Consider the following 11,470-nt stretch of genomic DNA (forward strand, 5'->3'; position numbering starts at 1 on the left):
CCTATCCGGCGTCGCGGTTCTTGTCGCGCTCGGTGACGGCCTTGGTGATGTCGGCGCGGGTGATGCCCCGCCGGTTGGCGCCCTTGCCGTCCTCGGTGGTGCCCCACACCTGACCGGTGGTGATGCCGTAGGGCTTGAGTGCGGTCACCAACTGGTCCGCCTTCGCGCGGCCCTCCAACTCGCCCCACGGCCCGTACACGTCCGGCCGCAGCTCGGCCAGGCGGGCGACGACCGTCTCCGACCACAGCTTCGGCTCGTCCGGGCCCATGACGGCGAGGATGTCGGCGAGCAGGTCGAACCGCGGCGCCGTCGCGGGAGCGGTGTCGGTGCCGCCGGCGGCGTGGCCGGTCAGCAGCCCGGCGCTCTCGCGGGCGTCGCGGCCGCGCTGGGCGATGGCCTCCGCGTGAGGGGCGTCCACGAACACGGAGCGGACGATCTGCGCATCGGCGCCCTCACCGCCGATGTAGTAGGCGATGCCCCGGTCGGCGCGGGTGAACGTCGTCGCCCGCACCCCGCGCTTGTAGGCGGAGGTGCCCAGCACCATGTCGTTCTCCGTCTGGCCCATGACCTTGAGGCACAGCCGCAGGATCGCGTTCGCGGAGATGCCGGTCGGCAGGGACCTGGCGTCCGGGCGCTGGGTGGCCAGCAGTAGAACGATCCCCGTGGCGGGGCCGCGCTTGACCAGGTCGGTGCAGATCTCCTCGAACTCCGCCCCGTACTTCGGGTGTTCGAACCACACCTGGCACTCGTCCACGCCGACGACGATCGGGTGCAGCCGCAAGCTCTTGTTGTCGGCGAGCTTGCTGGTCACCTTGCTCTCGGGGCACACGTCCCGGGGCAGCGAGCGGATCACCTTGGTGCGGCGCCGCAGCTCGGCCCGCAGTTCCCGCAGGTCGGCGATCGCGTACTCGATGTCCTCGTCGTCGTCCCCGGCCCGGTGACGGTGGCTGACCTTCTCGCCGACAGGGTCGAGGTCGCCGGTGCCCTTGAGGTCGTAGGTGTGCAGCTCGGCGCGCGGGTCGAGGGCGGCGATGAGCAGGAGCAGGCGGAGCAGGAAGGTCTTGCCCATGCGCGGGACGGCGCCGATCACACCCGCGATGAACATCAGGGTGACGTTCACCCAGGCGCCGCGCTGGTCGGTGGCGAAGGGGACCGGGTCGAACAGGTCGACCGTGCCCTTGCGGGCGAGCGGCCAGGCGGGCTGCTTGGCGGTGGCCATGTCCTGGTCCCCGACCCACAGGACCATGCGGCCGGGGTGCTCCCCCGGCGCCTGCTCCGGCCACACGGTCCCCAGCGGGCGGCGCAGGCCCGAGGCGAGCTGCCCGCGCTTGCCCATCACGTCCGCGACCTCCACGCCGTGCGGCAGCTCGACGTCCGCACGCCACCCCGGCCCGTCGCGCATGATCGGCGCGGGGAACGTGATGCCGGAGCCCTTGGACTTGGCAGAGGTGATCCCGCCGATGCCCAGCGACTCCAGGGCCCGCACCACCATGTCCGACGTCAACTTCGGCGCCTTCGCCTTCACGACGGCGCGGCCGATGAGCGGCTCATCCGCCGGGGCGCCGGCGACGCCGAGCGCGAGCACCACGGCGGAGGCGAGCGCCAGGAGGGTGGCGGTGCTGGTCAGCACCCACAGCACGATCACCGCCGTGAGCCCGAACACCGAGCCGAGCAGCGAGATCAGGCTCCGGAGCCGGACCCGGTTGTCGCGCTGGCGGGTGAGCTTCAGGTACAGCTCGGCGTCCTCGCGGCGAGCGGCCGCCGCGCGCAGCGGCTGACCCTCCGCGTCGGAGGCCCACCGGCCCAGGAAGGTCAGGGCCCGGGCGGTTCCGCGCGGGGCCCGGGCGGCCAGGCGGGCGGCGTAAAGCGGGGTGCGGACGGCGTGGTAGGCGGCGGTGTGGCCGATCTGCCCTGCCGTGTAGGCGAGTTGGGTCCGAAGCTCGGTCTTGGAGAGCAGCCACGCGGGGAGGATCGGGCGGCGGGTGCCCTCCGGCACCGGCAGCGGCGTGGTGAGCGGCTGGTCGACGTAGACGGACGGGCCCTCGTCGGCCTCGTCGCCGTCCACGGCCGTGGTGGTGGGGCGGCGTTCGGCGCGGGCCTTGGCGAGGTCGACCACGCCGTCGCCGGCCATCTCCGCCGCGAGGCGGGCGAACAGCTCGTTCTCGGCGTCGTCGCCGGGGGTGTGGTGGTTCACTGAGGGTCCTTCCTCACTGCTGTGTGGTGTGGAAAGGGGTCCCGGGGCGGCCGGACACGCCGGCAAGCTGAGCGGCCGTCCCGGGGATTGTGCGAGTTCACGCGGCGGGCCGGAGCAGTTCCGGCTCGAGGGAGAAGAAGAGGACGGAGGCGTTTCGGGTCTCCGGGCGGTGGCGGGCGATGGCGTCGCGGATCGCGTGCCGCGTGGTGGTGCGGGTGTCGCCGGGGCGGACCTGGTGAGTGCCGCTGAGGGTGAGGACGTCGTTGCCGTGCCCGGACGGCGAGGCGTACTGGAGGGTGATCTCCCACCCGTAGACGGCCGACCCGGCGCCGGTGACGGCGTCGCCGGTGGCGGTGCGCTCGACGACCGGCTCGTCCAGGTCACGGTGTTCCAGGACGACGGGGATACCGGTCTTGCCCAGGCGCTTGGCGAGGACCCCGGCAACGGTCGCGGCGCGGTGTCGGCCGCCGGCGCACCCGACCGCGATCGTCAGCGGCCCGTCCTGCGGGCCGGCGTCGTAGGCGTCGGCCATGGCGGCGGTGGCGGCGATCAGCTCCTGGATGCCCGGGGTGCCGAGCACCGCCCGGCGCACCGGCACGTCGCGGGCGGTCATGTGGCGCAGATCCTTGTTGACGTGCGGGTCACGGAAGTGGCGGCGCAGGTCGAGCGTGACGGTGGCGTGCTCGGGCGGGGCGCCGTGCAGGTAGCCGAACGAGATCACGCGGATTTCGGTCACAGACATGACAGGGCTCTCCTTGCTCGGATTGTGGAGCAGGTCAGGGGGTGGGTTCAGGCCGCGAGGGCGGCGGGACCGGCGCAGGGCAGGCAGGTGCCGAGGTGCGCGGGCAGGACGTAGCCGGCGTCCCGCCCGCAGGTGGGGCAGGTGCGGCGGGCGGTGTTCGCGGCAGCCAGGGCCCGGCGTCGCCCGTCGGTCATGGGGCGCACGGGCCGGGCGTGGGTGAGGCGGTACAGATAGGCGACCCGCACGCCGTTGGTGGAGCGGCGTGAGCGCCACATGAGCTGCGCGGCGACCTGCTGCCCGCCCGGGCGCAAGCCGCGGGCGCGCAGCTGTCGTCGGGTGAGCAGGCCGGCCGGGGCCATCCTCCACGGGTAGGTGGGGATACCCCCGAACCGGCGGCCCTCCGGGTCCCAGAACCGGGGCCGGGCCACGACTACCGCCCGGGGACGTCGACGTCGGCGACGGCGAACAGTTCCACGGGCACGCCGTGGACCTCTCCGACGGCGCCCAGGCACGCGCCGTGGTGGCAGGCGCTGTAGGCGATGTCGTGCGGGTGGAGACCGAGCGCGGCGCGCCACTGCTCGAAGCGGGTGAGCGAGTCACGGACGACCAGGGACACGCCCCAGTCCGGTACGTCGGCGTCGGGCTCGAAATCGCGCACCTCGAACTCGTCTGGCTGGGGCAAGGCCCCGTGCTCGATGAGCATCATCATCAGCGCGTGGGCCGCGTCGGCCCGGGTGGCGAGAGCGGTCACGACGCCTGCTCCTCAACGAAGTTGGTGGTCTCGGTGGTCTCAACCGCCGGGCCGCCGGTGGCGGCGTGGGCGGAGTCGGGGACGGCGTGCAGCGAGGGCCGCTCCGCCTCGGCAGCGGCCGGTGCGGCGCGCTCGGCGGTGAGGGTGTCGCGCAGAGTCCGCGCGTTCGCGGCCGAAGTGCGGACCGCCTCCCGGATCCGGTCGGCGGTCAACTCGGCGGCCGACCACTCGGCGGTGGCCGACCGCGCCTCGGCGAGCAGTTCGTCCGCCGTGCGCTTGGGTCGGGTGGTGCGGGCCGACTTCGGGACGGCGCCGGTCGCCCGACGCGGCCGGGCCGCCGCCGGAGCGGTCGGCTTGCGGGCCGGTTCGGCGGGCGCCTGCTCGGCCGGGGCCACGGTCGGGGCGACGACCGGCATGGTCGGCACCGGGGTGGACGTGGAGTCGGGCGACTGCCACACCGACTCGGTCTGCTCGGCGTTCCCGGGTTCGTGCTGGTCAGGCCCCGACCGATTCGTCATGATGTCGGGCGCTTTGTCGGCTTTGGGGTTGGCGTGCAACACCTTCGCGACCAGGTCCGACCCGAAGTAGATCGACCCGACCGGCAGGCTGCTCGCGAGCAGGACCAGGGCCCAGTGCGCGGGCGCCCACCCGGCCAGTCGGGCCCGCCCGCCGCCGTGCAGAGTCGGCACCATGCCGTGCACGTAGTTGAGCACCAGCGACGCCGCCGTGTACCCGGCCAGGACTCGCAGCGCGAACCGGCGGTCGGCGCCGGTCAGCGCCAGAGCGACGACCAGCGCCAGCGCCATCAGCCCGTCCACCACCAGGGGGTAGACGGTGGCGGCGGTCGGGTCGGCCCCGATCGCCGCCGCGATGTCCTTCAGCGCGTTCCAGGAGACGCGGAACGCCATCGCGGCCACGGCCAATAGGCCGGTGATCAGCCATCCCTTTCCGGCGCGGCTCACCGGAGCCACCTCCGCATCGGCTGCTCGCCGTCGGTGGTGAAGCCGGCGTATCCGCCCTCCGGCGGTTCGACCGGGCCGTAGAGCTTGGCGGCGACGATCGCGGCGACGCCGAGCCCGGAGACGGCGGCGGCGGCCCCGGTCAGATCGGCGTCGTGCGCGGCCGAAGAGGCCAGCGCGACGACGGTGGTGATGTTGCGGTTGGCGGGCATCGCCAGCGCCACGCGGTCGGCGGCCGTGCGCAGGATCCCCATCACGCCGCTGCCTTCCGCGAACGCGGCCGGCGGCCGACGGAGCGGGGCCGGTGCAGCGGCACCGGCGCCGTCCTCAGCAGCCGCTCGGCGTAGGCGGCCAGCATCGGGTCCTCGCGACGCAGGTCGGCCACGATGTCGGCCGCGGCGTCCATCCGGGCCTCGCGCTCGACCGCGCTCTCACCGGGGACGCCGGTGAACAGGCGGGTGAACGCCGAGTCCACGGTGAGGCCGAGCGCCAGTTCCGCGAACTCGTCCTTCGTCACGGCCGTCTGGCCTGCAATCCTGTCCTTCATGGGTCTGCCTCTTCCTGAGTTGGGCGGGCCCGGCGGGGACGGTTCCTCTTCCGGCCAAGGAGATGGGGAGCCGTCCCCCGTCACGAGCCCGTGACGGGTAGGTAGTGCTGGGGTTAGTGCTGCCGGGCCCGGGTCCCGTCGCCGTAGCGGCGGGAGCCGTCAGTGCACCGGACGACGTGACGCGGGCCGTTGCGGAACGGGCTCCACTTCTCGACCAGCCGACGCTCGTCCTCGCCGACCACGTCCAGCGCGCTCGCCGGGCGGGCGGCCAGCAGCTCGTTCACCAGCGCCTCGACCCGGCCGTTGCGGGTCCGGTCGACCACGCGGTCGTCCTTGGCGGCGGTCAGCTGGATGAACTCCGTGGCTGTGACAGCCAGGTGCTCCGGGTCCGGCGCGGAACGCCTGTTGGCGGGCGTCTGCTGCTGGGGCTCCGCGTCGGTGTCGGCGGAGGTCCGGCACGGGTTGCACAGGCTGCCGGTGTTGGCCCGGTTCAGGTTGGTTCCGCACTTGGCGCACGTGGCGCGGTCCGCCTCGGTGGCGACGCCAACCGCCGTCCCGGCATCGGCCAGGGCCGCCGCGCCGGCCGCGAGAACCGTCCGCCAGTCCGCCTGGCTGATCTCCCCGCTCCACCGAGGCGACCGGGTACCGGTCAGCCGGCCGAGACGGCATGCCGCCGCCCGACGCTTGCGCTCCGCGCCCTCAGCCTCCGCCACCCACGCCCCCGCCGACATCCGCCGGGACCCGCTCGTCAGCGTCGCCACACGACGGGCGTAGGAGCGGCCGGTCACGGTCCGGGTGGTGGTGCGGGGAGCGGCGGGCATGGCGAAGCCTCCTGAGCGGACAGGTGGAGCAACGACAGAGCGGCGCATTCGCGCAGTTCGGAGCAGCCCAAGGAAGGGCCAACCAGGCATGTAGCCTCACCCGGTCCTGTTGGCTGACTTGTTCCAACAAGCTCTGGGCAAGAGCTTGGGGCATGGGTGCTCGCGTCGTCAAGCACTTCGGGGTACCTTGTTGGAACAAGTCGACCAAGGCAGGAAGATCAGACATGGCCAAACAGACGCCGCGCTACCACGCCATCGCCGATGACCTGCGGCTTCAGATCGAGCGGGGCCAGTTGGAGCCCGGTCAGAAGCTCCCCACCGAGGAAGAACTGACCACGGCCTACGGCGTCAGCCGCAACACCGTGCGCCTCGCGCTCGGTCGCCTGACGGACGAAGGCCTCCTGGTGTCGGCACAGGGGCGAGGAAGCTTCGTCCGCGAGCGCTACAAGCAGGCCGTTTGGAACTGGACCACCATGGAGTCCCGGTCCGTTCACGAGGTGAACCACACTGCCGGCGACCAGTGGGCCAGCCAGATAGCCGGTAATGGCCAGGAGCCGCGCCAGGAGATCCGCGTATCGATCAGGCGCCCCCCGGAGGAAGTGGCACATCAGCTTCAGCTCGACCCCACGGCGGCGCTGACCGTTGTGCGCGAGCGGATCCGCTACGTGGATCACGAGCCGTACGCGCTGGCTGACTCGTACTTCCCGGAGGAGCTGGTCCGGAACACGCCGCTGATGCTGCCCGAGGACGTGTCGGCCCCTGGAGGCGTGCTCGCCAGCGCTGGCCTGGTCCAGGTGCGGTACAGCGACGAAATCACCGTCAGGATGCCCACCCGGGAAGAGAGTGAGCGACTCGTTCTCCCTGCAGCAACCCCGGTGGCGGTCCACCGCCGCACTGGCTACGACAAGGACGACAGGCCGCTCCGGGTGATGATCACGACGCTTCCCGGCGACAGGCACGTCATCCGCTACGACGTTTCGGCGGACTAAGGACGACATGACCACCCTGAGCGCTGTACGCCGCCCGGAACCCCTGGACGGCCACGAGCCGGACTCTGAGCTTGTCTGGTACGCCGCGTACGGCTCGAACATGCATCTCGACCGGCTCATGTACTACATCGCCGGCGGGTGCCCACCGGGCGGTGCGCGTGCTTACCCGGGGTGCCGCGATACGCGCCCGCCTCGGGCGACGGTGCCCGTGATGCTGCCAGGACAGCTGTACTTCGCCTTGGAGTCGAAGGTCTGGACCGGTGGCATGGGCTTCTACGACCAGACAGACGACGGAGAGATGCCCGCGCGGGCCTACTTGGTCTCCAGAGAGCAGTTCTCCGACATCGCGGCTCAGGAGATGCATGAGCTGCCGGGGCGTGACCTCGACCTCTCGCAGGCCCTCAAGTTGGGAAGCGTCCGCCTCGGCCCTGGCCGCTACGAGACGCTGGTATGCGCGGGGCAGATCGACAGCCACCCCGTGCTGACTTTCACCGCGCCATGGCGGCGCGTTGATGCCGAGGTGACTCGCCCATCAGCCGCCTATCTCCGCAACTTCGTGTCCGGGTTGCGGGAGGCCCACGGATGGACCACCGAGGGCGCGGCTAGGTACCTGAGCACCCGGCCCGGCGCGGCCGGGTCCTGGACGGCGAAAGAGATCGTGGCGGCCGTTGGCCTCAAGCCTGGGGTGGAGTCAGAGCCGGAGGCGCGTGGGCCAGCTGTGGGCCACGAGTGCTGATAGGCCCCGGGCGATAGGATTGCGTTCCTGATCAGACGCGATGCGGGCGCAACGGGCGAGTTGTTCTTGAAAACTGTCGTGGCGTGACCCGTCACCGTGGGTTCGAATCCCACGCTCTCCGCCGGTAGGAGAACCACCTGCTCAGGGCGGGTGCCGACATCGTTCGGCACCCGCCCTCGGTGTTTCCCGGCGACGTCCGACGGCCGGGGTTGACCCTGACACCGTGGGAGGCCGTGGAGTGGAGCCATCATGTTGAACATCGGAGACTTCGCCAGCCACGGCCGGGTGTCGGTGCGGATGCTGCGCCACTACGACGCGATCGGCCTGCTGCGGCCCGCCCGGGTGGACCCGGTCAGCGGCTACCGCTTCTACGAGGCGGCCCAACTCGCCCGGCTCAACCGGGTCATCGCGCTCAAGGAGCTCGGCTTCACGCTGCAGCAGGTGCGGGCCGTCCTGGACGACGAGGTGGACCCGGCCGAACTGCGCGGGATGCTGCGGCTGCGGCGGGCCCAACTCGCCGAGGCGATCGCGGCGGACGAGCTGCGGCTGGCCCGGGTGGAGGCGAGGCTCCGAACGATCGAGAGCGAGGGGACCATGTCCGCGCACGACGTTGTGGTGAAGCGGGTGCCGTCCGTCCGGGCGGCCCAACTGACCGGTGTGGCCGCGAGTTACGAGCCGGAGGACATCACGCCGGTGATCGGCCCGCTGTTCGGCGAGCTGTGCCGGCGGCTGGCCGAGGCCGGGGTCGAGGCGGCGGGCCCGTCCGTCGCCCGGTACCAGGACGGGCCGGACGGCGACGGCTCGGTGCTGATCCTGGTCGCCGTCCCGGTCGGGCCGTCGGTGCGTGCGGGCGCGCACGACTTCGAGGTGATCGACCTGCCGCCGATCGAGGAGGCGGCGACGATCGTGCACCGGGGCTCGATGTCCGGGGTGCTGGGCACCGTCCAGGAACTGGCCCGCTTCATCGAGGAGAACGGCTACCGCTCGGCCGGCTACGCCCGGGAGCTGTACCTGGAGTGCCCGGACGACGAAGCCGGGTGGGTCACCGAACTCCAGGAGCCGGTGGCCCGCCGGTAGACCGCGCCGGGGCCCTCGACCCGGTCGAGGGCCCCTGGGGGGTCTACGGCCCCTCCTGTCCTGTGGTCTCCCCGTCCGTCCCCGGAGGCCCCTCGCGTCCCGCGGGCTCCCCGTCCGCCCCCGGCGGTCCCTCCCGTCCCGCGGTCTCCCCGTGTTCCCCGGAGGCCCACTTGCCCCACTACCGGCACGCGGCCCCGTTCCCCTGCCCGTTGCTCCCCGTCCGCCCCCGGCGGCCCCTCCCGTCCCGCGGTCTCCCCGTGTTCCCCGGAGGCCCACTTGCCCCACTACCGGCACGCGGGCAGAGTGCGGAGGTGGAGCTGGTCGGGCGGTGAGCGGAGGCGGCGATGGGTGATCTGACGGACCGGCTGGCGCAGGGTCTCCCGGCCGGGGCCGTGGTGGTGGATCCCGATGTGACCGCCGCGTACCGCCATGACATGGCGGGTTTCTGCGCGGCCGGGGTGCCTGCCGTGGTGGTCTTCCCGGAGACGGTCGAGCAGGTGCAGCACGTGATGCGCACCGCCACCGAGCTGCGGGTGCCGGTGGTGCCGCAGGGCGCCCGGACCGGGCTCTCGGGTGCGGCGAACGCGGTGGACGGCTGCATCGTGCTGTCGCTGGTGAAGCTGAACCGGATCCTGGAGATCGACCCGGTGAACCGGATCGCGGTGGTCGAGCCCGGCGTGGTGAACGCCGAACTGTCCCGTGCGGCCGACAAGTTGGGCCTGGCCTATCCGCCGGACCCGTCCAGCTGGGAGTCCTGCACGATCGGCGGCAACATCGGCACCGGCGCGGGCGGGCTCTGCTGCGTGAAGTACGGCGTCACCAGTGAGTACGTACTCGGTCTGGACGTCGTGCTGGCGGACGGGCGGCTGCTGTCCACCGGCCGCCGGACGGCGAAGGGCGTGGCCGGGTACGACCTGACCCGGCTGTTCGTCGGCTCGGAGGGGACGCTCGGCGTGGTGGTGCGGGCCGTACTGGCGCTGCGGCCCGCGCCGGCTCCGCAGCTGGCGCTGGCGGCGGAGTTCCCGAGCGCGGACGCGGCGGGTGCGGCGGTCTGCGAGGTGATGGCGCGCGGTCTGACCCCGTCGTTGATGGAGCTGATGGACGCGGTCTCCGTGCGGGCCGTCAACGAGCTGGGGCAGATGGGGCTGCCGGAGTCGACCCGGGCGCTGCTGCTGGTGGCCTTCGACGGTCCGGACCGGGTGGACGCGCTGGCGCGGGTCGCGCGGCTGTGCCGGGAGGCCGGGGCGACCGAGGTGGTGCCGGCCGAGGACCAGGCGGAGTCCGATCTGCTGCTGGCGGCGCGGCGGCTGGCGCTGCCGGCGCTGGACCGGCTGGGGACCACGATGATCGACGACGTGGCGGTGCCGCGTTCCCGGCTGGCCGAGATGCTGAACGGCGTCGCGGTGATCGCCGAGCGGCACGGGCTGACCATCGGGGTGGTCAGTCATGCCGGGGACGGCAACACCCACCCGATCGTGATCTTCGATGCCGAGGACGAGGAGCAGACCGCGCGTGCCCAGCGCTCCTTCGACGAGATCATGGCGCTCGGGCTGGAGCTGGGCGGCACGATCACCGGGGAGCACGGGGTGGGGCTGCTCAAGCGCGACTGGCTGGCCCGCGAGTTGGGCCCGGTCGGGCTGGACCTGCACCGGCAGGTGAAGGCGGTCTTCGATCCGCTGGGAATCCTGAATCCCGGCAAGATGGTCTGATTGTCGCTAGAGCGGATCAGTAATGGAGTGAGAGTCGTTTGTCCGCCGCTCGGGTGTGACTTTCCGATGGTCTGCGAATGGCTGGAAAAGTCGACATGGAAGGGTGGTCGAACTTTTTCGGGGGCGCATTCGCCGTCAGCTCGCGCCAGGGTGGTGCGCCCGGTCGTTCGCGAGGCGTCGATGCGCCGCTTACGGCGGTCCGCGAACCGGCGACCGTCCGGGCGAAGTCCCAGCTCATCGGTAGCGCGTCGGCGCGCTCTCCGGGTTTGCACCCGTTATGCGAGGCCCGGGTGGATATCACACTAACGGGCGAAAATGGCGGGGTCGACTAGTGCTTTGTCGATTTGTTGCGGAAGTCTTTCCCCCGGCGTCGCAGCCCGCAGGTGTTCGTCTGGCCGACGAACCCCGCACACCATGGTCGACATTGCACGATGAACAGATTTCCGGAGGTTCTCATGGCTCGTATCCACACACGTCCTCTAGCCGGTCTCCTGCTCGCCGGCCCGCTCGCGGCCGGTCTGCTGCTGGCGGGGGCCGGGGCCGCCGCCGCCGACAACGGCGCGGGTGCCGCGGCCGGTTCCAACGCCGGCGTGGTGTCCAACGCCGGCACCGGCAACGTGTTCGGCGGGGTCGACGGCAACTACGTCTCCACCCAGCAGACGGCCACCGGCTCCGGTGCCTCGAACCAGAGCAACACCCTCGCGGTGAAGGACAACGCGGGCGCCGTCCTGGCCGGCCAGGGCAACAAGAACATCAACGTGGTCTTCGCCCCCGTCTTCCCCTGACCGTCCGGCCGCACCGCGTGCGACCGGGTACCACCGAGTACCACTGACGGCGGGGGCGCCGGAGGTGGGTGGCCGCGGGTGAGCTGAGCACCCGCGCCCGGACTCGGACTCCGACTCGGAAGCACGACAGCCGCGACAGCCGCTACACCCGAAACAACCG

Annotated in this window: 13 protein-coding genes; 5 read left to right on the forward strand and 8 right to left on the reverse strand. The window is 72.1% G+C overall.

Features of this window, described 5'->3' with window-relative positions; all coding sequences use genetic code 11:
* Nucleotide 1: 1 nt before the first annotated feature.
* The 8 genes from ACIRD3_RS23765 to ACIRD3_RS23800 form a co-directional block, all read right to left on the reverse strand.
* Nucleotides 2–2,194: a cell division protein FtsK gene (locus ACIRD3_RS23765; RefSeq protein ID WP_402220027.1), complete on the reverse strand. Its 2,193-nt coding sequence runs from the start codon at nucleotides 2,192–2,194 to the stop codon at nucleotides 2–4.
* 97 nt (nucleotides 2,195–2,291) lie between these two features.
* Entirely contained in the window at nucleotides 2,292–2,936 is a 645-nt protein-coding gene (locus tag ACIRD3_RS23770; protein ID WP_402220030.1) for a hypothetical protein, read from the reverse strand.
* 47 nt (nucleotides 2,937–2,983) lie between these two features.
* Nucleotides 2,984–3,364, reverse strand: coding sequence for an RRQRL motif-containing zinc-binding protein (locus ACIRD3_RS23775; protein ID WP_402220033.1), 381 nt, complete (start codon nucleotides 3,362–3,364; stop codon nucleotides 2,984–2,986).
* A gap of 2 nt (nucleotides 3,365–3,366) precedes the next feature.
* Complete coding sequence (locus tag ACIRD3_RS23780; protein ID WP_402220034.1) at nucleotides 3,367–3,687, reverse strand: hypothetical protein; 321 nt, start codon at nucleotides 3,685–3,687, stop codon at nucleotides 3,367–3,369.
* Complete coding sequence (locus ACIRD3_RS23785) at nucleotides 3,684–4,649, reverse strand: DUF2637 domain-containing protein (RefSeq protein ID WP_402220037.1); 966 nt, start codon at nucleotides 4,647–4,649, stop codon at nucleotides 3,684–3,686. The genes ACIRD3_RS23780 and ACIRD3_RS23785 overlap by 4 nt, the downstream gene beginning before the upstream one ends.
* Nucleotides 4,646–4,900, reverse strand: a complete 255-nt coding sequence (locus ACIRD3_RS23790; RefSeq protein WP_402220040.1) for a hypothetical protein — start codon at nucleotides 4,898–4,900, stop codon at nucleotides 4,646–4,648. Before ACIRD3_RS23790 ends, ACIRD3_RS23785 begins: the two co-directional genes overlap by 4 nt.
* Nucleotides 4,900–5,193 (reverse strand): hypothetical protein, encoded by a 294-nt coding sequence (locus tag ACIRD3_RS23795; RefSeq protein ID WP_402220042.1) that lies wholly within the window; start codon nucleotides 5,191–5,193, stop codon nucleotides 4,900–4,902. The genes ACIRD3_RS23790 and ACIRD3_RS23795 overlap by 1 nt, the downstream gene beginning before the upstream one ends.
* A gap of 113 nt (nucleotides 5,194–5,306) precedes the next feature.
* Nucleotides 5,307–6,014, reverse strand: a complete 708-nt coding sequence (locus ACIRD3_RS23800) for a hypothetical protein (protein WP_402220045.1) — start codon at nucleotides 6,012–6,014, stop codon at nucleotides 5,307–5,309.
* Nucleotides 6,015–6,238: 224 nt separating this feature from the next.
* Between ACIRD3_RS23800 and ACIRD3_RS23805 the strand changes: the two genes are divergently transcribed.
* The 5 genes from ACIRD3_RS23805 (at nucleotide 6,239) to ACIRD3_RS23825 (ending at nucleotide 11,310) form a co-directional block, all read left to right on the forward strand.
* A complete protein-coding gene (locus tag ACIRD3_RS23805; protein ID WP_402220047.1) occupies nucleotides 6,239–7,003 on the forward strand; it encodes a GntR family transcriptional regulator in 765 nt (254 codons plus the stop codon).
* Nucleotides 7,004–7,010: 7 nt separating this feature from the next.
* Nucleotides 7,011–7,739 (forward strand): histone deacetylase, encoded by a 729-nt coding sequence (locus tag ACIRD3_RS23810; protein WP_402220050.1) that lies wholly within the window; start codon nucleotides 7,011–7,013, stop codon nucleotides 7,737–7,739.
* Between the two features lie 249 nt (nucleotides 7,740–7,988).
* Nucleotides 7,989–8,816: a MerR family transcriptional regulator gene (locus ACIRD3_RS23815; protein ID WP_402220053.1), complete on the forward strand. Its 828-nt coding sequence runs from the start codon at nucleotides 7,989–7,991 to the stop codon at nucleotides 8,814–8,816.
* 344 nt (nucleotides 8,817–9,160) lie between these two features.
* A complete protein-coding gene (locus ACIRD3_RS23820; RefSeq protein ID WP_402220055.1) occupies nucleotides 9,161–10,525 on the forward strand; it encodes an FAD-binding oxidoreductase in 1,365 nt (454 codons plus the stop codon).
* Between the two features lie 455 nt (nucleotides 10,526–10,980).
* Nucleotides 10,981–11,310, forward strand: a complete 330-nt coding sequence (locus tag ACIRD3_RS23825; RefSeq protein ID WP_402220057.1) for a hypothetical protein — start codon at nucleotides 10,981–10,983, stop codon at nucleotides 11,308–11,310.
* The last annotated feature ends 160 nt before the right edge of the window (nucleotides 11,311–11,470 follow it).

It is taken from the genome of Kitasatospora sp. NPDC093550 (assembly GCF_044764985.1).
Taxonomy (GTDB): Bacteria; Actinomycetota; Actinomycetes; order Streptomycetales; family Streptomycetaceae; genus Kitasatospora.

Coding starts and splice junctions, on each gene's coding strand:
- ACIRD3_RS23815 (WP_402220053.1), top strand. CDS start 7,989: ATGTTGAACATCGGAGACTTCGCCAGCCACGGCCGGGTGTCGGTGCGG.
- ACIRD3_RS23800 (WP_402220045.1), bottom strand. CDS start 6,014: ATGCCCGCCGCTCCCCGCACCACCACCCGGACCGTGACCGGCCGCTCC.
- ACIRD3_RS23805 (WP_402220047.1), top strand. CDS start 6,239: ATGGCCAAACAGACGCCGCGCTACCACGCCATCGCCGATGACCTGCGG.
- ACIRD3_RS23810 (WP_402220050.1), top strand. CDS start 7,011: ATGACCACCCTGAGCGCTGTACGCCGCCCGGAACCCCTGGACGGCCAC.
- ACIRD3_RS23795 (WP_402220042.1), bottom strand. CDS start 5,193: ATGAAGGACAGGATTGCAGGCCAGACGGCCGTGACGAAGGACGAGTTC.
- ACIRD3_RS23825 (WP_402220057.1), top strand. CDS start 10,981: ATGGCTCGTATCCACACACGTCCTCTAGCCGGTCTCCTGCTCGCCGGC.
- ACIRD3_RS23790 (WP_402220040.1), bottom strand. CDS start 4,900: ATGGGGATCCTGCGCACGGCCGCCGACCGCGTGGCGCTGGCGATGCCC.
- ACIRD3_RS23770 (WP_402220030.1), bottom strand. CDS start 2,936: ATGTCTGTGACCGAAATCCGCGTGATCTCGTTCGGCTACCTGCACGGC.
- ACIRD3_RS23820 (WP_402220055.1), top strand. CDS start 9,161: ATGGGTGATCTGACGGACCGGCTGGCGCAGGGTCTCCCGGCCGGGGCC.